Annotated in this window: 21 protein-coding genes; 14 read left to right on the top strand and 7 right to left on the bottom strand. The window is 45.4% G+C overall.

The window, feature by feature from the left end:
- Positions 1-56: 56 nt before the first annotated feature.
- The 5 genes from recB to FKN16_RS17520 all read left to right on the top strand — a co-directional run bounded on the left by recB (position 57) and on the right by FKN16_RS17520 (position 7,814).
- Positions 57-3,731, top strand: a complete 3,675-nt coding sequence (gene recB / locus FKN16_RS17540) for an exodeoxyribonuclease V subunit beta (protein WP_170903323.1) — start codon at positions 57-59, stop codon at positions 3,729-3,731.
- On the top strand, positions 3,731-5,878 hold the full coding sequence (gene recD / locus FKN16_RS17535) for an exodeoxyribonuclease V subunit alpha (RefSeq protein WP_170903233.1): 2,148 nt from the start codon (positions 3,731-3,733) through the stop codon (positions 5,876-5,878). The genes recB and recD overlap by 1 nt, the downstream gene beginning before the upstream one ends.
- Before the next feature lie 165 nt (positions 5,879-6,043).
- Positions 6,044-7,054 (top strand): LysM domain-containing protein, encoded by a 1,011-nt coding sequence (locus tag FKN16_RS17530; RefSeq protein WP_164666293.1) that lies wholly within the window; start codon positions 6,044-6,046, stop codon positions 7,052-7,054.
- Positions 7,042-7,416, top strand: a complete 375-nt coding sequence (locus FKN16_RS17525) for a hypothetical protein (RefSeq protein ID WP_033905548.1) — start codon at positions 7,042-7,044, stop codon at positions 7,414-7,416. The genes FKN16_RS17530 and FKN16_RS17525 overlap by 13 nt, the downstream gene beginning before the upstream one ends.
- A gap of 26 nt (positions 7,417-7,442) precedes the next feature.
- Positions 7,443-7,814, top strand: coding sequence for a hypothetical protein (locus FKN16_RS17520; protein ID WP_170903231.1), 372 nt, complete (start codon positions 7,443-7,445; stop codon positions 7,812-7,814).
- 48 nt (positions 7,815-7,862) lie between these two features.
- Here the strand turns inward: FKN16_RS17520 and FKN16_RS17515 are convergent, their stop codons facing one another.
- Positions 7,863-8,051 carry a hypothetical protein gene (locus FKN16_RS17515; protein WP_074191720.1) on the bottom strand — a complete coding sequence of 63 codons (189 nt, stop codon included), beginning with the start codon at positions 8,049-8,051 and terminating at the stop codon, positions 7,863-7,865.
- A 400-nt stretch (positions 8,052-8,451) separates the two neighbouring features.
- Complete coding sequence (gene argA, locus FKN16_RS17510; RefSeq protein ID WP_012841478.1) at positions 8,452-9,789, bottom strand: amino-acid N-acetyltransferase; 1,338 nt, start codon at positions 9,787-9,789, stop codon at positions 8,452-8,454.
- A gap of 162 nt (positions 9,790-9,951) precedes the next feature.
- Between argA and FKN16_RS17505 the strand changes: the two genes are divergently transcribed.
- The 5 genes from FKN16_RS17505 (at position 9,952) to FKN16_RS17485 (ending at position 13,899) form a co-directional block, all read left to right on the top strand.
- Positions 9,952-10,407: a DUF2850 domain-containing protein gene (locus FKN16_RS17505; RefSeq protein WP_065645491.1), complete on the top strand. Its 456-nt coding sequence runs from the start codon at positions 9,952-9,954 to the stop codon at positions 10,405-10,407.
- Positions 10,408-10,680: 273 nt separating this feature from the next.
- Positions 10,681-11,784, top strand: coding sequence for a murein transglycosylase A (mltA, locus tag FKN16_RS17500; protein WP_170903229.1), 1,104 nt, complete (start codon positions 10,681-10,683; stop codon positions 11,782-11,784).
- 99 nt (positions 11,785-11,883) lie between these two features.
- Positions 11,884-12,693: a tRNA cyclic N6-threonylcarbamoyladenosine(37) synthase TcdA gene (gene tcdA / locus FKN16_RS17495; protein ID WP_005380241.1), complete on the top strand. Its 810-nt coding sequence runs from the start codon at positions 11,884-11,886 to the stop codon at positions 12,691-12,693.
- A 19-nt stretch (positions 12,694-12,712) separates the two neighbouring features.
- On the top strand, positions 12,713-13,141 hold the full coding sequence (gene csdE / locus FKN16_RS17490) for a cysteine desulfurase sulfur acceptor subunit CsdE (protein WP_046874993.1): 429 nt from the start codon (positions 12,713-12,715) through the stop codon (positions 13,139-13,141).
- Positions 13,142-13,215: 74 nt separating this feature from the next.
- Positions 13,216-13,899 carry a GGDEF domain-containing protein gene (locus FKN16_RS17485; RefSeq protein WP_346341434.1) on the top strand — a complete coding sequence of 228 codons (684 nt, stop codon included), beginning with the start codon at positions 13,216-13,218 and terminating at the stop codon, positions 13,897-13,899.
- Between the two features lie 33 nt (positions 13,900-13,932).
- On the opposite strand, the gene csdA is transcribed toward FKN16_RS17485, so the two are convergent.
- The 4 genes from csdA to FKN16_RS17465 form a co-directional block, all read right to left on the bottom strand.
- The gene (gene csdA / locus FKN16_RS17480) at positions 13,933-15,144 is read right to left on the bottom strand and encodes a cysteine desulfurase CsdA (RefSeq protein WP_104970874.1); all 1,212 of its coding nucleotides are present in this window, start codon (positions 15,142-15,144) and stop codon (positions 13,933-13,935) included.
- Positions 15,144-15,743: a DJ-1 family glyoxalase III gene (locus FKN16_RS17475; protein ID WP_006742560.1), complete on the bottom strand. Its 600-nt coding sequence runs from the start codon at positions 15,741-15,743 to the stop codon at positions 15,144-15,146. The genes csdA and FKN16_RS17475 overlap by 1 nt, the downstream gene beginning before the upstream one ends.
- Positions 15,740-16,630, bottom strand: a complete 891-nt coding sequence (gene panE, locus FKN16_RS17470; protein ID WP_170903227.1) for a 2-dehydropantoate 2-reductase — start codon at positions 16,628-16,630, stop codon at positions 15,740-15,742. The genes FKN16_RS17475 and panE overlap by 4 nt, the downstream gene beginning before the upstream one ends.
- Before the next feature lie 108 nt (positions 16,631-16,738).
- Positions 16,739-17,554: an outer membrane protein OmpK gene (locus tag FKN16_RS17465; RefSeq protein ID WP_109169582.1), complete on the bottom strand. Its 816-nt coding sequence runs from the start codon at positions 17,552-17,554 to the stop codon at positions 16,739-16,741.
- 323 nt (positions 17,555-17,877) lie between these two features.
- On the opposite strand from FKN16_RS17465, the gene FKN16_RS17460 reads away from it, so the two are divergent.
- From FKN16_RS17460 to FKN16_RS17445, 4 genes are read left to right on the top strand one after another with little or no spacing between them, the layout of a single operon-like run.
- Entirely contained in the window at positions 17,878-18,474 is a 597-nt protein-coding gene (locus FKN16_RS17460; protein WP_053809813.1) for an LON peptidase substrate-binding domain-containing protein, read from the top strand.
- Positions 18,471-19,829 carry a DUF4397 domain-containing protein gene (locus tag FKN16_RS17455; RefSeq protein ID WP_046874987.1) on the top strand — a complete coding sequence of 453 codons (1,359 nt, stop codon included), beginning with the start codon at positions 18,471-18,473 and terminating at the stop codon, positions 19,827-19,829. The genes FKN16_RS17460 and FKN16_RS17455 overlap by 4 nt, the downstream gene beginning before the upstream one ends.
- Positions 19,830-19,873: 44 nt before the next feature.
- The gene (locus tag FKN16_RS17450; RefSeq protein ID WP_005380255.1) at positions 19,874-20,458 is read left to right on the top strand and encodes an RNA polymerase sigma factor; all 585 of its coding nucleotides are present in this window, start codon (positions 19,874-19,876) and stop codon (positions 20,456-20,458) included.
- On the top strand, positions 20,455-21,114 hold the full coding sequence (locus tag FKN16_RS17445; protein WP_006742555.1) for a ChrR family anti-sigma-E factor: 660 nt from the start codon (positions 20,455-20,457) through the stop codon (positions 21,112-21,114). The genes FKN16_RS17450 and FKN16_RS17445 overlap by 4 nt, the downstream gene beginning before the upstream one ends.
- A gap of 63 nt (positions 21,115-21,177) precedes the next feature.
- Here FKN16_RS17445 and FKN16_RS17440 read toward each other — a convergent pair whose 3' ends face one another.
- Positions 21,178-22,530, bottom strand: coding sequence for an MFS transporter (locus FKN16_RS17440; RefSeq protein WP_006742554.1), 1,353 nt, complete (start codon positions 22,528-22,530; stop codon positions 21,178-21,180).
- Positions 22,531-22,567: the final 37 nt, after the last annotated feature.

Below are 22,567 nucleotides of genomic sequence, written 5' to 3'. Positions count from 1 at the left end.
TTATTAGGTGATACGCCCTAGTAAATAATCCGGAGAGATTCAGCGTTATGGATCAAATGTCAGGTGCAGAGTGTCCTCTACATACGTTAGACCGCACAGAGCAACCTCAACCAACGCCACTAGAACCGATGACGTTTCCTCTGCATGGTGCGAGGTTAATCGAGGCATCAGCAGGTACAGGTAAAACCTTCACTATTGCAGGTTTATATCTGCGCCTTTTGCTTGGTCACGGCAGCGCGGAAACTCGACATCGCGTACCGCTTACGGTCGACCAAATTCTGGTCGTAACCTTTACCGAAGCGGCAACTGCGGAATTACGCGATCGTATCAGGGCAAGAATCCATGATGCGCGAATCGCGTTTGCGCGTGGACAGAGTTCCGATCCGGTGATCCAACCTTTGCTTAATGAGTTTGACGATCACAAGCAAGCCGCAGAAATTTTATTGCAGGCAGAGCGTCAGATGGACGAGGCGGCGGTCTACACCATTCACGGTTTTTGCCAACGTATGCTAACGCAAAATGCGTTTGAATCTGGCAGCCGATTTAATAACGAGTTTGTGACCGATGAAAGTCACCTAAAAGCGCAAGTTGTAGCCGATTACTGGCGTCGCAATTTCTACCCGTTACCATTTACCTTGGCTGGGGAAATTCGCCAGCTATGGAGCTCTCCATCTGCGTTGTTGTCTGACATCAGCAATTACTTAACCGGTGCGCCGTTAAGCCTTTCTGTTCCTGCAATGAAAGGCAGTTTGGCTGATCTTCATACTGAAAATCTGAAAAAAATTGATGAATTAAAAGCACAGTGGCGAGAAAGCCAAGATGACTTCTTCACGCTGATTTCAGATTCAGATATTAACAAACGCAGCTACACAAAAAAGTCTCTGCCGACGTGGTTGGAGGCGGTAAACGCTTGGGCAGCAACGGAAACCACAGGTTACGATTATCCAGACAAGCTGGAGAAATTCGCGCAAAACGTCTTGTTGGAAAAAACACCGAAAGGCAGTGCGCCGCAGCACGCGGTATTTGAAGCCATTGAAACATTTCTTGCCAATCCAATCAGCTTAAAAGCGCCACTGCTTGCGCATGCGATTGAGCATTGTCGTGTGATGCTGGCCAATGCGAAAAATCAAAAACAGTGGCTCTCTTTCGATGATTTGCTGACGCAACTTTCTGCTTCTATCGATACGGACGAAAGCGAGCTTTTAGCGGCGCGTATTCGTACTTTGTACCCTGTCGCAATGATTGACGAGTTCCAAGATACTGACCCGCTTCAATACAGTATTTTCAGCCGTATTTATCTGAACAACCCGGAATGTGGTTTGTTTATGATCGGTGACCCCAAGCAGGCGATTTATGGCTTTCGTGGAGCAGACATTTTCACTTACATCAAAGCGCGTAACCAAGTAAGTGCCCACTACACGTTAGGAACCAACTGGCGTTCAAGTGCCGATATGGTGCAGGCGGTAAACCAAGTATTTGCTTTGCCAGACAGTCCATTTATCTATGATTCGGATATTCCGTTCTTACCCGTTAAGTACAGTCCCAATGCCGAAAAACGCATTTGGACTATGGGTGGCCAAAAGCAACCCGCGCTGACTTATTGGTTGCAAGAAGCGGACGATAAACCGCTACCAAAAGGCGAGTATTTGACTCGAATGGCAGAGGCGACCGCAAGCCAAATCCAAACTATTTTGACGCAGGCTCAACAGGGGCAAGCGTGTCTGGTGAATGGCGAAAAACAGAAAGCGGTTCAAGCGGGCGATATCGCGGTGTTGGTTCGAACAGGTAGTGAAGGTCGAATGATCAAACAAGCGCTAGCAGACCAAGGCATTGCCAGTGTGTACCTGTCTAACCGAGACAGTGTGTTTACCAGTTCGGTGGCGCAGGATCTACAGCGTTTGCTGCAAGCGGTGCTGACTCCAGAAAATGACCGTGCGCTGCGTGCAAGTCTTGCCTCTGAGCTGTTTGCCCTCGATGCAGCAAGTTTGGATGCGCTTAATAACGATGAAGTGGTGTGGGAAAATGCCGTAAACGAATTCAAAGAATATCGCAAACTTTGGGTTCAGCGTGGTGTGCTGCCGATGTTACGCGCGGTGATCAGCAAACGCCATATTGCCGAGCGATTACTAGAAGAAGGTGCGAGTTCACAGGGTGAGAATGGTGAGCGAGTACTTACCGATTTAATGCACATCGGTGAACTGCTGCAACAAGCCAGTAATGAACTGGATAGCGACCACGGTCTGCTGCGTTGGCTCGCTCAGTCTATCAGTGATGCGGAAAACGGTTTGGGTGGCAGTGATGACCAAATCCAACGTTTAGAATCGGAACGTAACTTAGTGCAGATCGTAACTATTCACAAATCAAAAGGCTTGGAGTATGACCTCGTATTTCTGCCGTTTGTGTTCAGCTATCGAGAAGCCAGTGAAGCCAAATATTACGATGCAGCCAATGATCGCACGGTACTGGATATCACTGGCAACGATGCGTCCATGAAGCAAGCGGATAAAGAGCGTTTGGCGGAAGACTTACGCTTGATATACGTGGCACTAACGCGTGCAGTGTATGCGTGTTTTATTGGAGCCTCGCCTTTGCGCAATGGTCGTTCGACCAAAGAGCCAACTGGCGTACACCGCAGTGCGATTGGCTATTTGATTCAGAATGGTCAAGAAGGTGGCATTAACGATTTGCACCAAGGTTTAACACAGCAACAAGACGAGCTTGATTGTGTCGTTGTGGCCGATCCGCCGCAGCAACTCGAAGAGAAGTACGTAGCGCCACAAGAAGAAATATACGATCTTAGCGCGAAAGAGCTGCAAAACCCTATCGACAGAAACTGGCGCATCACCAGTTATTCTGGCTTGGTCAAGCAAGGCTCTCATCACGCCGAGCATGATGCCACGATTGAGATTACGGGTTTTGATATCGACTCATCTGAAGAGCAAGACGAAGCGGATTTGGTGGAGCCAGAGCGTTCTATTTTTACCTTCCCTCGCGGTGCGCGTCCGGGTACGTTCCTGCACAGCCTGTTTGAGGAAATTGAATTTACTCAGCCAGCCACGACGGAAGAGAATACACAAATCATCCTTGGTTTGATGGAAAGCGAACAGCTCGATGAAGAGTGGTTGCCCATTTTACAACAATTGATTGATACCGTACTCGCAACGCCGTTGGATGGTAAGTCTTTGCTGCTGAATCAAAAAGCACCGTCGCAACGTTTGGTGGAGATGGAATTTTTGTTGCCGATTGAAGTGTTGTCTGCGCCGGCGTTAAACCGAGTCATTCAACGTCACGATCCGTTGTCGGCGAAAGCGGGGGATTTAGGTTTCCAAACCGTGCAAGGCATGCTCAAAGGTTTTATCGACTTGGTGTTTGAACATCAAGGTAAATACTATGTGCTTGACTGGAAATCGAATCATCTTGGCGACGATGTGACGCACTACCATGGTGAGGCTCTGAAATCGGCCATGGCGGATCACCGCTACGATCTGCAGTACCAGATTTATGCGTTAGCACTGCATCGTTTCCTACACAGCCGATTGGCGAATTATCAATATGAGCAGCACTTCGGTGGCGTGTATTACTTGTTCTTGCGCGGCATGGATGGGCAGAGTGACCACGGCATTTTTGCCGCGAAACCAACTTTCGAGTTCTTACAAGAGATGGATCGTTTGATTGATGGTCAAGCACTTGAAACGCGCTCAACTCAAGCCGGGCAGATGGAGCTACTTTAATGACGACAAATCACAATCTTCATTCTGACCAAGATAGCCTATTGGTAGTGCTAGAACGCTTGGCGCACAAAGGTGCTATTCGTCAGCTCGACTATCAATTTGCCTGTTTTATTGATTCTCAAACGCATGATGAACAGTCGGATAGCCAAGCACTGGCGTTTATCGCTGGTGTTGTCAGTAGTGAGCTTGGCAAAGGACATATCTGTCTGTCTCTGTTCGATGCACAAGGGCAATCTACGGATTTAGCCAGTAAGCTAGGGCTGTTTGGTGAGTCGGCATTGGCGCTCAACACACAGTTGCAAGGCATAGACTGGATTGAAGTATTACAAAATTCCAGCGTGGTTGGCGCGCAAGGAGAAGCCTTGCCGCTGATGTTCGATGGTGAGCGTCTGTATCTGCACCGCTATTGGCATTATGAAGTGACACTGGCGGAAAAGCTCAATCAGTTGGGCGCTGTAGTGAACTTGCAGTCGCAAGAGTTAGCGCGATTATCGGACTTGCTCAACCATCTGTTTGCACGCCAATACCATTTTCTGTTTAACGCGTTAGGCAAAGCAGTAGAAGCGGGAAGCAGCAACCAAGTGTTGCGTCAGCAATTGGTGTGTGACCACCTTGATGTGGTCGCAAGCGAATCGTTGGATTGGCACGCCATTGATTCCGTGCTTAGCAATGCGCGCAAGGTTCAAGATTTGCAAATACTGGATGAACTCGTACCACTCTCGGCTTGCGTGAACTGGCAAAAAGTCGCGGCGGCAGTTGCGTTAACCCGTCGATTTGCTGTGATTTCTGGTGGTCCAGGCACGGGTAAAACGACGACAGTAACCAAATTGCTTGCCGCTTTGATTGAACAGGCGACGCACGAGAAAAACCTAACCATCAAGCTGGTGGCCCCGACGGGGAAAGCGGCGGCGCGATTAACCGAGTCCATTGGTAAAGCGGTGCAAGAGCTGCCAGTTTCTCCGGAGCTAAAAGCCAAAATTCCGACTGAATCAAGCACCTTACATCGGTTGCTGGGCGCGATTCCTAATAGCGCAGAATTCCGTCACAACAAGCAAAATCCACTTCATTTGGATATTTTAGTTATCGACGAAGCGTCGATGGTCGATTTGCCAATGATGTACAAAGTGGTCGATGCCTTACCGAAACATGCGCGGCTGATTTTGCTAGGTGATAAAGACCAACTTGCTTCAGTTGAAGCTGGGGCTGTGTTGGGTGATATCTGTTCGTTCCATGCATTGGGCTATGGCAAAGAGCAGGCATCAGCCATCGCAAAACTGACGGGTTTCGATACTTTAGCGCATACGGGTAACAGTGCATCTAGCATTGCCGATAGTTTATGTATGCTGCAAAAGAGCTACCGATTTGATGCTCGCTCAGGCATTGGTCAGTTGGCAAAAGCGGTTAACTCAGGTTCTGCTGCGAGCGTAGATAATGTCTGGGCGAAAGATTTTTCTGACATCGAACATTTCGCGCTAAGTAGCCAACATTACAACCAAATGATGCAGACGTTGGTGCAGGAATACGGTCGTTACCTCAAACGCATTGGACAACAGGAAACCGATCCTAAAACCGGAGAGCCAGAGTCGTTAACGCACAAAGCCAAAGCGGTGTTAGATACCTTCAACCAATGCCGACTGCTGTGCGCGATCCGTGAAGGTGACTTCGGTGTGGCTGGGCTAAACCAACGCATCGAGAAAGCGCTCGCGGCGCGCAAGTTCATTCAAGTTCAGGATGAAATTTGGTATCACGGCAGACCCGTCATGGTTACGCGTAATGATCACGGTTTAGGTTTGTATAACGGCGATATTGGTATTTGTATGCGAGATGACAGTGAAGATGAACCGCGTTTGAAAGTCTTTTTCGAGTTACCTGACGGCAGTGTGAAATCGGTCTTGCCAAGCCGAGTACCTGAACATGAAACGGCTTACGCCATGACCATCCACAAATCGCAAGGCAGTGAATTTGATTACACCCTGATGATTTTGCCACCAGACTTTAGCCCGATATTAACTCGTGAGTTGATTTACACAGGCATTACCCGCGCGAAAAAGCGTTTAGCTCTTTACGCCGAACTCAACGTTCTGAAGCGAGGTATTAAGGTGAAAACGACTCGCGCGAGTGGGTTAGTACAGCGGCTTACTAACTGATTATGGACTTAGTTTACAGTCAGTTTTACCTTTGTTACATGTCAAACTTGGTGATGAGTTGTGTTTTAACAATTCTCTTTCTGAAAGAAAAGTCATTTCAATTGATGTTTTTGAATCTGAAACGTTAACATTATGCGCAATTGTGAGCATAAGGATTTGAATGGAATGAATACAACTTATTTTAACAGCGTTAATAGGTATAGCTACATATATAGTGTTAAGCCTGGTGATACTCTTACGAGAATTATATGGAAGTTTTATCATTTTAAGTTTGGAACAGATGGCTATAATTTTGCTGTTGCTCAAATAAAAAAAGACAACCCAAAAATTTCAGACCCTAATTCGATTAAATCTGGTCAATCTATTTACTTGAGAAAGTTGAACGTTTCAAACACCAAGCAATCTGAGTTTTCTTCTAAAATTGCCATTTCAGATCATGATCAAGCGCAATTTGAATCAACGATGAAATCTATGTCGCAAAACGAAAAGGAAGCATTTTGGGCTCTTTCTTGGCTTGATGACAATTGGGGGCCTGCGAGCGCAGGTATCGGTGCTACTTTTGCGTCCATGGGGGCTTTATTAGGAGATAGTGAAAAAGGAAATGTCGCAGAGCTAAAAAAGCTTGATGGTTTATATAGAGATTATAAATCAGGAAAGTTTTCGAAAGGGCAATATGATTACCGCAGGAAAAAACTATTAGAGAATGTAGCAAAAAACCTTGGACCAACTGAGAAGCTTCTCTTTAATGGTAAGAAAGCTCGAGAGGCTATGAGGATATCTCGAAACGGCGGGGTTATGACTACCGCGGCGCTTCAGAAGAATACTGATAGGTTAGCAAAGTTATCAAAAGTAGCAGCTAAAGGTGGCACTGTATTGACTGCAGTTAATATTGGTATTGCCTGCGATCAGATAGCTAGAGCAGACTCTAAGGCAAAGAAAAACGAAATATTGGTGGAAACTGCAGCAAGTACAGTTGTAGGTACTATGTCTGGTATTGCAATATCATTATTTGTTGTTGCTACACCCGTTGGTTGGGTGGGAGCTCTGGTATTGGGAGTTGCTTCATCTGTCGGAAGTTATTATTCAGGAAAACAAGCTGCAGCGGTATATAAAGAGCACTATTCTCACTTAGACGTAGTTAAATCGACAGGTGTAGGTAATATATGCAGTTATTAGATTGGTCCTTTCTAACCTTCTTTATCGCCGGAGGAGTCGCGTTTTTATGGTTCGTTATTATCGGAGCAATTTTTATATTTTTTATACCGCCAAAGGTGAAGCGGTTTGCTTTTAATCCGAAACATTATTCAGAAGTAGAGTTAGCCTTAGTCTCGGGTTTTCACTTTGGTGCTTTAGTACATGGTGTAGGCTTAGTTGCGGCGGTCGCTTTACCAACTTTAGCGAGGAGAAGGGGCTTTGCTGATATTCATCAAGTTTGCTCCGGTCTATTCATCGGAATTTGCCGTATTTATATAAGCGTTTTATTGCTTCTAGCTATGATCACTTTAGGCTCAATGGTGGTTTGGATGTCTATTACTTGAGAGCTGGAATAGAAGGTCGGTGAAGTTTGCAGTTATTAGAAGTTTCTTTTATTACATTTTTTGTTGCAGGTGCTTTGTTAGTTTTTTGGTACCTGATAGTAGGTATTTTGCTTATTGTTATCACGCCGCAAAAAGTAAAGCGCTATGCGTACACTAGTGAGCATTATACAGATATTGAGCTTGCTTTAGTTTCTGGATGTCACTTTGGGGCCTTAATACATGGATTAGCCCTTGATGCCGCAGTTGCATTTCCTAAGTTGGCCAAAAAAAGAAAGCTAACAGATATTCGTAGAGTTTGCCCAAAGTGGTTCATAAGTATTGGGGTAGTGTACTGGACTATTTTAATCTTTATCGTAGTCACTATTTTTGCATCTTTGTTGGCTATGATTTTGTTTTGAATTGATTCCGTACGTAAAAGAAGACCGAGCTTATGGCTCGGTCTTCTTTTATGCATGTTTTGCAAACGCATTGGTAAAAGACACGCTGCGTATTTTGTATTGCTGTTGATAAGCAAGAATAAAATCTCGGACAGCGTCATTTACGGGGAAAACACAGTGGACGTCTAGGCCTTCTAAAAACTGATTGTCAGCCATATCCCAGAAGCTTTGAAGCGAATTACAAATGATTGTTCTCATAACAGTGCTCGTCTCGGCTTATTTAAAGTCAGATTAACAACTGTCCTTGGTACGCAATACGGAGCTAACTAGTTTTTCAATTGCCCAGTATTTTAGGGTGAAGGCTACATTACATCACCTAGATCCATTCGTATTGGTTAAAAACCAATCACTAGCGAGCAGAGTATAGCCAACCAAATGTATATTTAAAAGATAAAATTGGAACGAAAATTAAGCAATGGTTTGCGCATTTCTAAGTTGGTGTTTACATGATGACTCGCTAGCTCGAAGCAGGATTTATGTGAGGCCTTACTCCAAAACAAACTTGATGTGCAGGATTGAGCGTCAATGAGCAGAATCCCGCACCTTGAGGTTTTGGTATAGCGGAGCGTTAAATTTTGCTTCGTGATTTAAGGTTAAGCTACAAATCTAGCGCTAAGATTTTTGACTTACGCTGGAAGTTATATAACCCTTGTTTGGCTCCAGGTAAATAGTCGACACTGACTTCGTAAAAACCTTGTTCTCTGAACCAATGCAGACTGTGTGTCGTGAGGACAAAGATTTGATCAATGGTTTCGGATTTTGAGCGATGTTTCATGTAGTTGAGCAGTAACAAACCTCGGTTCCCATCACGATAGTCAGGGTGAATCGCTACGCAAGCCATCTCAGCTTTACGCTCTTCTGGGTACGGATAAAGGGCAGCGCAGCCAATAATCAAACCGTCCTTTTCGATAATGGTAAACTTTCCAATCTCTTGTTCTAGCTGCTCTCGAGAGCGACGAACGAGTACGCCTTGTTCTTCTAGAGGACGAATGAGGTCTAAGATACCGCCAATATCGTCAATATTGGCTTGCCTCACTTGTTCAGCGCTCGCCATAACGACTTGGGTTCCGATACCGTCGAAAGAGAACAACTCCTGAATTAAGGCTCCATCCACTTTATAGCTGATCAAGTGGCTACGAGGCACTCCGGCACGACAAGCGGCAATAGAGCCTTTAAGAAAGCGCAGTGTTCCAGTGTTGTAATCTAGGTCAGGAGACGTATTTTCAGAGAGCGTCTTGATGACATGTTCCGCCTCAATTGGCAGCAACTCGGCGACAGCATTACCGTTGTCATCAATGACACCTTGTTCTGAACAGAAACCAATCAGTTTGTCTGCGCCCAACTTGATCGCCAGTTGCGTCGCGACTTCTTCAGAAAGTAAGTTAAAACACTCGCCAGTCACGGAGCTCGCAATGGGGCCAAGTAGCACAATAGAGCCTTGGTCTAGCGTGCGATTAATCGCGTCGGTGTCAATGCGGCGAATGCGTCCACTATGGCAATAATCCACCCCGTCATCAACGCCGAGTGGCTGAGCAATGATGTAGTTTCCGCTAACGACATTGAGCTGGGTGCCTGCCATCGGAGTGTTGTTGAGGCTCATTGATAGGCGCGCAGTAATCGCAAGTTGAAGTTGTCCGGCAGCTTGCATAACAACAGATAAAGCCGATTCATCCGTAATGCGGATATTTTTGTGGTAAGGCGTAGTGAGGTCTTGTTTTTCTAGCAGCTGATTAATTTGAGGACGTGCACCATACACCACCACGACTTTAATTCCGAGGCTGTGCATGAGTGCGATATCATTAATAATATTGCCAAAATTTTTGTGTGCGACGGCTTCTCCGCCCAGCATGATCACCATGGTTTTTCCGCGGTGAGCATTGACATAAGGTGTTGATTGACGGAATCCTTTTACGAGAGCAGTACTACGAATTTTCACTACAGCCATTCCTTTGTTTAATTATGTCAAAATAATGCCTTTTTATTCACTTGGTGGCAAGGTGAAATTTTGGAATAAAGCACAAACATATTGAGGTAGGTTCTTGGTCCCGTTGAAGGGGAGAGTTACAATGAGCGCGTCTTTTCTCAATACGTGAACCTCATGTCTTCTGTTGTTAATAAGAATGCTGCGATCACTGCTTCAAATCTGTCAAAAACGTCATCTAAATCAATGCTTCGTAAGTGGCTAGAGCGTTCTCTCATGCTTATAGCGATAGTTGGAACCGTTGTCGTGTGCATGCTGTATAGTGATTTGATTACTCGAACCATTAATCCGCCCATTCCCAAATCGACTATTTATGGTCGCTGGGTTGAGCAAGATGTTGCGCCTTATGCTCGTGAAGAATTTGTGTTGAGTGAGCGCGGTGTTACCGTAAATGGTTCTACAGTGGCGACCAGTTTTGAATTCGATGGGGATTCGTTTTCGTATCGAGTGGGTTCAAATGAGCGGCACTTCAATTTTGTGGGTAAGCAGCATGCAGAAATGAAGCTGGATGCCAATGCGCATTATCTACCTGTATTCCGTTTAGAGGGTCGAGCAAGGATTGCGGTAAGATAGTCGTTTTTATTATTGTCTCTTAAGCTGAGAGTCCTTGCGTCTGTGAGTCACATGGATGATCACAACTTCATCTCTCAATCAGTAAATTTTACTTCCAAACATAATCCGGACAATTCCGTAATTCTTCCGCTGCTATCATGTTGCATTAACTGAATGAATTCACAACGAGTGAACGGATTGGCTTAGCGTTGAAACATTTTGTCGTTGCTTTTCAATTGCACCGTATGCATTTGTTTGCCATCCTTTTGCTATTCTCTTTTACGGAAAAGACACGTGTTAAAAAAACTCCTTCCTATTATCTCTTTGAGCCTACTTTTTGGCTGTGCTCAACAAAATGAACGTGCTCAGCAATATCTTGATGGTGAGTTTCCTCAGATCCTCAATCAAGTGGATGTGGTTGAGTCTAACAAACCACGCGATTTTACTGAATTTAACAAGCAAGCTGAGCAAGTGGTGATAAAGTCACCATCCATGGCGAAGATGTACCAACCGCTATATCAACGATTAAGTGAGTGGGCGCAACAGAGCGGAGATACCAGTGCGTTGAGTGCGTTTGGCATTCAAGCCGCGCAATTGGGTGGTGGTGATAAAAAAGGTAATGTGTTGTTTACCGGATACTTCTCTCCCGTGATGGAACTGCGTCATACACCAAACGACATTTTTAAGTACCCAGTTTATGGCAAGCCAAACTGCTCATCAGATTGTCCGACTCGCGCGGAGATCTACAATGGAGCACTAGATGGACAAGGTTTGGTGCTAGGTTACGCGCCTAATCGTATCGACCCATTTATGATGGAAGTACAAGGCAGTGGCTACGTGCATTTTGAAGATGATGATACGTTGGAGTACTTTGCGTACGCGGGTAAAAACAACAAAGCTTATGTCAGTATTGGCCGCATTTTGATTGAACGTGGTGAAGTGCCGCGTGAAAAAATGTCTCTCAAAGCGATTAAAGAGTGGGTGATGGACAACGACGACGCAACAGTACGCGAGTTGTTGGAGCAAAATCCTTCTTACGTTTTCTTTGCGCCAAAAGCAGAAGCGCCAGTAACAGGCTCGGCTGGTATTCCGTTGTTGCCAATGGCCGCCGTCGCGGGTGACCGTTCTATCTTACCAATGGGTACGCCAATCTTGGCGGAAGTGCCACTGCTGAATGCCGATGGTACGTGGAGTGGTGCGCATCAACTGCGAATGCTGATCGTTTTAGACACTGGTGGTGCGGTAAAACAGAACCATTTGGATCTGTATCATGGCATTGGTGCGAGAGCAGGAACGGAAGCAGGGCACTACAAGCATTTTGGTCGAGTGTGGAAACTTGGGTTAGAAAACTCACCAACTCAAGCGCCTTGGGCTTTACCGCCAGAAAAGCTACAATAGTCGTCCAAGAGAGAGGAACACTCTCTTATCTAGACATTTCATCAAAGAGTGCGTATAAATCGCACTCTTTGTTTTTCTATCGATCATCTGGACTTCAATATGCGTGAACTCGATACCCCAGCATCTGACAGCTACAATCAACGCTTTGGCGGCACTCGTCGTCTTTATGGCAACAGCGAAGTGGACATTCTTCGCGCTGCACACGTTTGTGTGATTGGTATTGGTGGCGTAGGTTCATGGGCGGTGGAAGCGCTGGCTCGTACGGGGATCGGTGAGCTAACTCTGATTGATATGGACGATGTTTGTGTCACGAACATTAACCGCCAAATTCATGCGATGACTGGCACCGTTGGCCAAAGCAAGATTGAAGTGATGGCCGAGCGTGTCAAATTGATCAACCCAGAGTGTAAAGTTAATCTGATTGATGATTTCATCACGCCAGACAATCAACATGAGTACTTAAGCAAAGAGTTTGATTACGTGCTAGATGCGATTGACAGCGTAAAAGCGAAGGCGTCTTTGTTGGCGTATTGCCGCAGCAACAAGATCAAAGTGATCACTACGGGGGGCGCTGGTGGTCAGGTTGACCCAACGCAGATCATGGTCGCTGACTTAACGAAAACGATCCAAGATCCTCTAGCGAAGAAAATCAAAGACACCTTGCGTCGTCATCATAACTTCCCTAAGAATCCGGCTCGTAAGTTTGGTATTGATTGCGTGTTTTCAACCGAGCAGTTGAAGTACCCTCAAGCAGACGGTTCAGTGTGTGGTGTGAAGTCGACAGCGGAAGGCCCAAAACGTATGGATTGTGCTAGCGGTTTTGGTGCGGCGACTGTCGTAACTGCAACGTTTGGCTTTGTCGCGGTATCGCGAATCGTTGAGAAGTTGATTTCAAAATATAAGAAGTAAACTAGAAGAAGAGCGCATCATGACAGATTTTCCCGTTTCTCCATTTGGTACAGATATCACCAGCGAAGACATTGTAGCGACTATGCAGCAATTTAAAGGCTGGGAAGATCGTTACCGTCAGGTTATTCAGTGGGGTAAAAAGCTGCCACAAATGCCAGAAGAGCTGAAATCAGAACAAGTTACCGTTTCGGGTTGTGAAAGCTTGGTGTGGTTAGTGAGCCAAGAGCAAGATGGCGTTTGGCATTTTTGTGCGGACTCCGATGCGCGTATCGTCCGTGGATTGATTGCCTTGGTGATGGCGGCTTATGACGGAAAAACGGCCGATCAAATTCAAGCATTTGACATCGATGCTTATTTTGATCAACTGGGGCTTATTGCACATTTAAGCCCGTCACGTGGTAATGGCTTGAAAGCTATTGTAGAGCAGATTAAGCAAACCGCCGTGTAATGAGTCATTTTCCCAATTCTTAAAAAACGCCGGATAGCCTAGCTGTTTGGCGTTTTTTGTATCTGAGTTGAGACATCTTTTGCATATGGGTAAAAATATGCAAATGGTCGACTATTTTAGCGTTAATTAACCATTCTATTGATCCTGGTTCATTATATTGCCCACTCGCTATAAAATACCGAGGTCGTCGCGTTGTCCTTATTCTTACACGTAACATCTCCAATCGCCACCGAGTTGAAACCCTTCTTCGCCATCAAAGCCAAATTGATGCTCTTACCAACATCTACAATCGACGTGTTTTTTTCGAAAAGCTCACAGAAGAAGTTATTAAATCCCAAGCTCCGGATTATCACTCCGCGTTGTTATTATTTGATTTGGATTTTTTTAAAGTTATCAATGATAAACGTGGTCATGATGCGGGGGATTATGTCTTAGAGACGTTAGCTGATTTGGTTTCTCACTTACTCGTCAAAGACGAAATTTTCGCAAGAGTCGGAGGGGAGGAGTTTGCGATTATTTTGCCAGAAACTTCTCTGTCGGCGGCGAAAGAGGTAGGAGAGGAAGTACGTTCCCATATTCAAAATTGTCAGTTCGAATTTGAAAAGATTGAAATTCCGGTCACGGTGAGTGTAGGCGTGGTGGAAATAGGCAGAAATGAAACCACCAAACGTTTGTATGCGCATGCAGATAAAGCGCTTTATGCTGCGAAAAGAAATGGCAGAAATTGCGTGGCGACTCTGGATAGGCAGATGGAGTAACCTTGTTGGTTACTCCAAATCAAACCGTTGGCGTTATAGCATGTCGACGGCTTTTTCTACAGCGGCGATGAGTCTTTCCACATCGTTCGTCGTGTTATAAATACCAAAAGAGACGCGTACCGTGCCTTTCACATTTAGCGCATCCATCAATGGGTGAGCGCAGTGGTGTCCTGCTCGTACCGCAATGCCTTGTTGATCGAGCAGCGTTGCCATGTCTTGGTGATGAACGCCGTCCATGACGAACGTCAGTACAGAGGCGTTCGGTTGGTAGCCTAGAATATGAATGTCATCCAACGCGCTTAGTGCTTGGTAGGCCTTATCCTGAAGCACATGGAGATGATCCTCTACTTCGTGATGGTCAAAACCTTGGTACCACTCAATGGCTTTCGCTAGAGCAATCGCGCCCGCAACGTTTGGTGTGCCCGCTTCAAATTTACCAGGAAGTGCAGAAAACGTCGTTTTCTCGAACGAAACGCGTTCAACCATTTTACCACCGCCGTGCCATGGTGGCATGGCTTCCAAAAGTTCAAGCTTGCCGTATAAAACGCCAATACCTGCTGGCGCATAAAGTTTGTGACCTGAGAAAACGTAAAAATCGATATCTGATACCGATAAATCAAGCTGCTCATGGACGATGCCTTGAGCGCCATCAATCACAACAACCGCGCCAACGCTGTGCGCTAGTTCAGTGATTTTTTCGATAGGTTGTCGTGTGCCCGTGACGTTGGTGATTTGCGCACAAGCAACAATTTTACAGCGGTCAGACAGAAGCGCCTCAAATGCACTGATGTCGAACTGGCAATCTGATGTCATTGGAACTTTTATGACTTTGGCGCCCGTTTGCTCTGCCACGATTTGCCAAGGCACGATGTTAGCGTGGTGCTCCATCTCGCTAATCAAGATCTCATCACCCGGTTGTAACGTGCTGCGGGCGTAAGTCTGAGCAATTAAGTTCAGTGCTTCGGTTGCGCCCCGTGTCCAAATGATCTCTTTAGAGCTGTTTGCACCAATAAAGTTTGCCACTCGTTCTCGTGCCGCTTCAAATTGGCTGGTGGCATTAGCCGTTAAACTATGACTGCCACGGTGAACATTGGCATTTTGCGCACTGTAGTAATGACTGATGACATCAATCACACATTGCGGTTTTTGCGTTGTCGCTGCGCTATCTAGATACACTAAGGGCGTATCGTTGACGGATTGATTTAGAGCGGGAAATTGCTCACGTACAGCATTTACGTCAAACATTATTCTTCACCAAGCTTATGGTAATGCAGAGTAGGCAGAGGGATCATTGGTTCAGCAACTGACCATGCGTGTTTTTTACCTGAGAGTTGAATGATTACTTCCATTGCGAACTCTAAAGCAGTGCCCGGACCTTGACTGGTGATAAGGTTGTGGTTGATATCAAAGGTCACGCGTTTGCTGCGCCACTTCTCTTCCGGGATATGTGACTGAAAGCTCGGGTGACAGGTCATCAGTGATTGTGGGAAAAGATCATGGTGTTGCAATACCAACGCCGGTGCTGCGCAGATAGCAGCGACCAACTTTCCCTCGTAGATGTGCTGCTTAAGGATTTCTATCATCACCGTGCTATCACGAAAAATTTCTGCACCACCAACACCACCAGAAAGCGCTATGGCGTCAAACTCATCATCAGCGATATCGACCAGCTTACAATCGGCTGTTAGTGTGACTCCGCGAGAAGCTTTCATCGTCAATGAGCCATCAAAAGCAGCACTCGCTACCGTAACGTCATAACCCGCGCGAACCATCATGTCGATAACGGTGACGGCTTCCATTTCTTCGGTGCCCGGAGCGATTGGCACTAAGATTTTCTTACTCATTGTTCTGTCCAGCTTTGTTCTATTTGTTTGATGCGTTGGTAAAGTTTTAAATTCTCAGGCGTATTGATGCGATGTTTCTCGGCAGCCTTTAACAAGTATCCGGTTATAAAATCAATTTCCGTTCGACGCTGATGGAATACGTCTTGTCTCATTGAAGAATAGTTCTCAGCTGTGGCGTTCACCACTTGCATTACCGTATCGAAAAGAGAGCGAAACTCGATAGCAATACCTTCTTTACTCATTACTTCAACCAGTTCTTGAGTGATGCTTTCGAGTTGTATCTTAAACTCGGGCTGCGCAAGCTCACCATTCTTACACTGGTGAATCGCAGTCAGTGGGTTAATCGCGCAGTTAATTGCTAACTTAGTCCATAACGCAGATTGGATGTGTGGATTCCAAATGGCCTCTGGAAGGGCATGATGCATAACATCTTGCAGAAAAGCGCACTGCATTCCTTTGTCATTATAACCACCCACTTGCGTTGTTCCGTGACCGGTATGCAGTACGTGTTGGTTATCTGGTTTGTATGCGCCGTGCGTCGTTGTGGCGAGCACTATCGGATTGTTTGGCAGAGCCTTCTCCACGCCAGAGGCGGTACCCATACCATTGTGCATCAGCATGATAATCGTGTCAGCGTTGATATGAGGCAGTAAAGGCTGAATGGCGTCTTCCACTTGCCAAACTTTTACCGTGATCAAAATGAGATCCGCTTTATTTACTGAGGAAATATCTTGATTACTGAATACGGTTGCAGGTGTGTCATCCAACTGAAGTGATTGTTGTCTCTCTGAACTTCTTCCCCACAATGAAACATTGTGTCCGGCAAGCTGAAATTTTGTTGCCCAGAGTGAGCCCACCGCACCTGGACCGAGGATAAGGATATTCACCAAACGCTCTCATTAAAAAGGTTTGCTGCAAGGATAATGAGGGAAAAAAGGAAAGCAAATAAAAATGGCGCCGAAAGGCGCCATTTTTGAGCAAACTTAGTGGTTCAATTAGAACTTGTAAGTTACAGCTAGGTAGTGGCCAAAGCCAGTTGACTTAAACCCATCAGTATCTTTGATACCGTACACGTCTTTGTAGCCTTTTAGACCGTAACCCACTGCGAAGCGGTCTGAGTGCCAGTAGATACCGTTGAACATTGCACCACCGTTTGACGCGGTTGAACCAAATTTGTTACCTGCATCATCATCCATACCGAATTGGTAATCGATGTAGCCTTGGTAAGAAATGAATGAACCGTTCTCGAAGAAGTAGAATGGTTTGAACCAGTTAGTCGAGATTTGGAAACCGTTCCAATCCTTTTTGTTGCCGTTGTAAGTACCGTATAGGTTAACACCAACTTTACCAAACCAAGGAACCATTACGTCAGAACCAATACCAATTTTTTGGTTGTTTACTGAGAATGCATTAGTTTTGTAATCTGTGCCATCCCACTCAATAAGCGTTGCTACATATAGCTCTTGTACTGGACCGAAAGATAGATCTTTACCAGTTACTGCATCTAGAGACATACGTGGTGCAAATTTCATGAAGATCTTAGGATCTCCTGCTTTATCGCTGCCTTTATCTGAAGTTAGGTTGAAGATATCAACGTAGCCGTATAGATCGAAGATACCAGAGCGGCCGCCGAATTCCATTTCTAGGTAGTCGTGCGAAGACTCACCTGGAAGTTCGTCAAATGCACCCATTAGGTTAAATTGCATCCACTTGTAATCGTTTTTGTGGATATCGCCGTCAGAGTAATCTGCCGCCATAACTGGAGCTGAAGTAGCCGCTAGAAGGCTAAGAGCTAAAAGTGATTTACGCATAAGGGGACTCTCTATGTTTGTAATGATTCAGAACACGCAATCTGTGCTGCGCTTTCCAATTGGCGGGAATAATAGCGATAAAAATCCCAAATGAAAGTGATAAAGGGTGCAAAATTGAACGTTTTTGGTGAGTTGCGTCACGAAATTATCTTTATTTACGGAACTTTTTGTTTGTTGCATTTGATTGCAATAAATATGTGATTTGGATCGTTTGCGTAAGCGATTTTATGACTTTTTAAGCCAGTCGATTAACCAACATAAATCGTTAGTGATCGGAGTGATAAGGGATTCGTATGTATCGGTGAATCAAAGAGGACGTTTGAATGAAAGAAGTCATGTTATTCCCACTCACTTCAGTTGTACTCCCTGAAGGTAAAATGAATCTGCGCATTTTTGAGCCACGATATAAGCGAATGGTAAAGGAATGCAGCCTACAAAATGTGGGTTTTGGAGTTTGCCTAGTAGGTAATGAAGGTGACCCTAAAGACGTGGGAAATGTTTCATCTATCGGAACTTTGGTCAGGATCGTTGATTTTGAAACACTCAGTGATGGTCTTCTTGGTATTACAGTCGCTGGTGAGAAACGCTTTGTTGTCAAACGAGTTCGTGCAGATGCGGACGGCTTACGCCATGCAGAGGTCGAATGGTTAGAAAATTGGCAACATCCAGACAACTCACCAGATTTCTTCTATTTAAGCAAGCAGTTATCCCATGTTTATGAAGAGTTTCCTCAACTTGGAAATCTCTACCAGCATCGTTTTTACGATGACTCAGCTTGGGTGACCCAGCGCTGGCTTGAATTACTTCCTTTAGACTGCAATCTGTTCGAACAGCTCGTTGGCGCAGAGAACTGCATTCCTGCGTTGCAATTTCTGACAGAAGCCATAGAAGCCCCGACTAACAAAGAGGCAAGGATATGAAAGGATTTAGCAGAGCTGCGCTAACTATGGTGGCGGCATTAGGACTGGCGGCGTGTGGCTCCGACAGCGACACCATCGAGTATTCCAATTTGCAAGCAGTACATGCGTCTTCTGATGCGCCGCTTGCAAATGTGTGGATAAACGATAAATCATCATTGACAGGTGTTGATTATGGTATGGGTTCTGGTTACATGAAGTTACGTGAGGGCATGAACTCCATTCAAGTTGATGTTCAACTTCCAGGCGATGAAACCGCGACCGTAATACCTAAAACAGAACTAGACCTTGATTCAGACCTCAATTACAACGTGTTCGTTGTTGGTGATGCCAATGGTTCACCAAACCCAGTAGAACCTTTAGTTGTGACTCGCAGCGCCGATTCAATGGCTGATGCCAATAGTTTAGATGTTCAAGTTGTTCATGCAGCGTCTGGCGTTCCTGCCGTTGATCTCTACGTCACTGAGCCAGGGGCTGATCTTGCTAGCGCGACACCGCTTATGAATCTTGCATATAAAGCATCTACAGACGTATTGAACATCCCCGCTGGTGAGTACCAAGTTCGACTTGCTGTTGGGGATAGCGTTGCTTTTGACTCGGGCACAATATCTCTTGCTGCTAATTCAAACTTGACGATTGCCGCTATCAGTACCGGAGATTCAAATAGCACGTCACCGGTTAAGCTGTTGGTATTGGATGGTTCAGGATCTTCTATAATCGAGGATATGGGCAGCCAAGCTGAAGTAAGAGTTGGACATCTTGTCGATGGAGCGCCAATCGTCGATGTCAACGTTAACGGGGCGGCCTTCGGTCCTCTTGCCGACTTAGCGTTCAAAGAGATTCGTGGTTATTTGGATCTCGATGCTGGCGCTTACGATATTGACGTTTACGTGGATGGCACAACAACCAACCCTATTATCGATGTTGACGGATTAATGGTTGCGGGCGGAATGGATTACAGTGTTTACGCAGTCGGTGTTGTTAGCCCAACGATTGATATCGAACCTCTAGTTGTTGAAGACATGAGACGTGCAGTGGCAACTAGCGCGACGCTGAATGTGACACATGCGGCGGCGAATCCCGTAGCGGAAATGGTGGATATTTATCTCACTACAAGCGCTGGAATAGATGGAAGTGATCCAACTATTGCTAATTTTGCGTACAAAGATAGCGTTCAGGGATTATATGTCGCTGAAGGTACCTATTATGTAACCGTGACAGTGGCAGGCGATCCAAGTACGGTTGCTGTTGATTCAGCACCAGTCAATGTGATGAATGGTGTTGTGTATCAGGTGGTTGCCATTGATGATGGGAACAACGGTGGCTTCAACTTGTTGGTTGATGACGTTACCGATTAGGACGAATGGGAGGAGATGACTCCTCCCTAAAATTAAGGCCGATTATGATGAGTGATAGCCCAAAAAAACTGGGGCGCAGTGATTGGAACGATTACATGGACAAAGTGAAGGCTCGAGATAAAGATGCGTTCGCTTTTGTATTCCGTTTTTACGCACCCAAGCTGAAGCAATTCGCTTACAAACATGTTGGTAATGAGCAAGTTGCTATGGAGATGGTGCAAGAGACCATGGCGACAGTTTGGCAGAAAGCGCACCTCTATGATGGGGAAAAGAGCGCGTTATCGACTTGGATATACACCATAATCCGAAACCTATGCTTTGATCTGTTGAGAAAGCAGAAAGGTAAGGAGTTGCACATTCATTCTGATGACATTTGGCCGTCAGAATATTATCCACCAGATCTTGTTGATCATTATTCACCAGAGCAAGACATGTTGAAAGAACAGGTGGTTAAATTTTTAGATATTTTACCGAAAAATCAGAGAGACGTTTTACAAGCGGTGTATCTTGAAGAGCTACCTCATCAGCAGGTCGCTGAATTATTTGATATACCCCTCGGTACCGTAAAATCCAGGCTGAGGCTTGCAGTAGAAAAGCTAAGGCATTCAATGCATACGGAGCAACTATGAACAAACACCCAGATAACAGCTTGTTAGAAGCATACGCTTCGGGAAGCATTGATGCAGTTTCTGGTCTTGTGGTCGCAACCCATTTAGAAACATGTACCAAGTGCCGAGCTTATGTGAACCAAGTCGAAGCCAGCCAAGCGAATATCGTGAGCGACATCCCCTCTGAATATGTCCCTGAATTCGACGATATGTTCAATGATATTATCAATGCGGAGCCAGCGACAGATAACATCGTTATCCGAGATCCTGCCGCAGTGAATGTTGCAGGAAAGAGCTTTGAGCTTCCCAAAACCTTAGCGCGTTTCTCTGACCTTGTAGGGTCATGGAGAAGTTACGGAGGCAAGGTTTTCAGTGCTCAGATTGATCTAGGGGAAGATGCTCGTGTTAGCTTAATGTACATCGGAGAAGATGTGCAAATCCCTCAACATACGCACAAAGGCTTAGAATCTACATTGATCCTACATGGTGGGTTTAGTGATGAGGATGGCCAATATGAAGAGGGCGATTTGATGATTCGAGACGCGTCAGTGAAGCACAGCCCTTACACTAAAGTCGGAGAAGATTGCTTGTGTTTAACCGTATTGACCGAGCCGATGATCTTTACTCAAGGTGTGGCACGTATATTTAATATGTTTGGCAAAGGGCTATACCCATAGACCTCTTATCTCATATCTCGCAAAACAAAAACCACCGAATTCGGTGGTTTTTTGATGCGCTTCTTAGTGCTTGTGACGTGCTTTTTCCAATAGAGCATCAAAGTAATGTCGTAGCGAGTACAACATAATCAAGCTTGGCACGACCATAACAGCGGTAAGCACAAAGAACGTGCTCCAGTCATTGAGGTAGTCCACCAGTTCTCCACTGAAAGAAGCAAGAGTCGTTCGTCCGAAGTTGCCCAAAGAGGCAAGCAACGCATACTGAGTTGCCGAGAATGCTTGTCCGGTTAGAATCGTCAAAAATGAAACAAAAGCGACAGTTGAGAAAGCAGTCGTAAAGTTATCGACAATAATGGTTGCTAAATACAGGTGCTCATTTGGGCCTACCGATGCAATCCAAGCAAACATCAAGTTGCTGGCAGACATAGCAATACCGCCGATCATTAATCCACGTACAATACCAAACCTGACGTTGAACATGCTTCCGACAAAGGTAAAGAAGATAGTGGCTCCCCATCCGATCAGTTTGGAGTAATAACCAATTTGTTCGTTACTAAAACCAATATCTTTATAGAACGCGATCGACATCCTGCCCAAAAACGCTTCGCCAATTTTGAATAGGAAAACGAACAGCAAAAGAGTAATCGCGACACGGACGCCATTGCGATTAAAGAAGTCAAGGAAAGGTTCTACAACAGTCACAGTAAACCAAGCCACGACTTTTGAACCAACCACTTCTTTGTGGCGTTGTTCAGCGGCAGACTGAAGTTGTTCGCGTTGAGTTTTAGGCTCTCCGACTAAAATCGTAAAAACCATTAGAATGCCGACTATCACCGCCATCCCGTAATACACGCCATTCCAACCGACGCTATCAGCATTAACAAACGCTAAATAACCTGGTAATGAATAACCTGTCCACCAGCCAATGACCGCCATTGCAGAAGCTTGTGGCAGCTTAGATTCTTCTGATTTTGGGAAAGTATCAATACGAAAAGCATCAATCGCAATGTCTTGTGTGGCTGATGCGGTTGCAATACACAAGGCGAGTAGAGACGCAAACACCAAGTTCTCTGCTGGATTCACGCCCGCAATAAATACCGTCGCGACGAGTACAATACTTTGACAGAAGAAAATCCAGCTACGCCTTTGTCCAAGTAGTCGATAGAGCACTGGTAGCTTCACCCGGTCTACGAGTGGCGCCCAGAGAAAGTTAATTGCATAAACCGCAAAGACACTACCAAAGTAGCCTATTGCGGATAGGGTCAAACCAGCGTCTTTTAGCCAGCCAGACATATTTGAACCGATAAGTACCCACGGAAAGCCGCTAGAGCAGCCCAACATGAAAACCCACATGAGTCGTTTATCGAGGTAACTTTTTACCGTTTCCAACCAAGTGATGGAAGGTAATGAAGACATAAATCAATCCAATAAAATGAAGCCGTTGAAAGAGAAA

The organism is Vibrio sp. 11-4(1), from assembly GCF_013048625.1.
Lineage (GTDB): Bacteria > Pseudomonadota > Gammaproteobacteria > Enterobacterales > Vibrionaceae > Vibrio > Vibrio diabolicus.
The sequence above is the reverse complement of the archived record's forward strand: the minus strand, read 5'-3'. Positions and strand labels throughout refer to the sequence as shown.

Coding starts and splice junctions, on each gene's coding strand:
- csdE (WP_046874993.1), top strand. CDS start 12,713: ATGACAGATTTTCCCGTTTCTCCATTTGGTACAGATATCACCAGCGAA.
- FKN16_RS17530 (WP_164666293.1), top strand. CDS start 6,044: ATGAATACAACTTATTTTAACAGCGTTAATAGGTATAGCTACATATAT.
- recD (WP_170903233.1), top strand. CDS start 3,731: ATGACGACAAATCACAATCTTCATTCTGACCAAGATAGCCTATTGGTA.
- FKN16_RS17515 (WP_074191720.1), bottom strand. CDS start 8,051: ATGAGAACAATCATTTGTAATTCGCTTCAAAGCTTCTGGGATATGGCT.
- FKN16_RS17455 (WP_046874987.1), top strand. CDS start 18,471: ATGAAAGGATTTAGCAGAGCTGCGCTAACTATGGTGGCGGCATTAGGA.
- FKN16_RS17505 (WP_065645491.1), top strand. CDS start 9,952: ATGTCTTCTGTTGTTAATAAGAATGCTGCGATCACTGCTTCAAATCTG.
- FKN16_RS17440 (WP_006742554.1), bottom strand. CDS start 22,530: ATGTCTTCATTACCTTCCATCACTTGGTTGGAAACGGTAAAAAGTTAC.
- FKN16_RS17465 (WP_109169582.1), bottom strand. CDS start 17,554: ATGCGTAAATCACTTTTAGCTCTTAGCCTTCTAGCGGCTACTTCAGCT.
- csdA (WP_104970874.1), bottom strand. CDS start 15,144: ATGTTTGACGTAAATGCTGTACGTGAGCAATTTCCCGCTCTAAATCAA.
- tcdA (WP_005380241.1), top strand. CDS start 11,884: ATGCGTGAACTCGATACCCCAGCATCTGACAGCTACAATCAACGCTTT.
- FKN16_RS17460 (WP_053809813.1), top strand. CDS start 17,878: ATGAAAGAAGTCATGTTATTCCCACTCACTTCAGTTGTACTCCCTGAA.
- FKN16_RS17475 (WP_006742560.1), bottom strand. CDS start 15,743: ATGAGTAAGAAAATCTTAGTGCCAATCGCTCCGGGCACCGAAGAAATG.
- FKN16_RS17450 (WP_005380255.1), top strand. CDS start 19,874: ATGATGAGTGATAGCCCAAAAAAACTGGGGCGCAGTGATTGGAACGAT.
- FKN16_RS17525 (WP_033905548.1), top strand. CDS start 7,042: ATGCAGTTATTAGATTGGTCCTTTCTAACCTTCTTTATCGCCGGAGGA.
- recB (WP_170903323.1), top strand. CDS start 57: ATGTCAGGTGCAGAGTGTCCTCTACATACGTTAGACCGCACAGAGCAA.
- FKN16_RS17445 (WP_006742555.1), top strand. CDS start 20,455: ATGAACAAACACCCAGATAACAGCTTGTTAGAAGCATACGCTTCGGGA.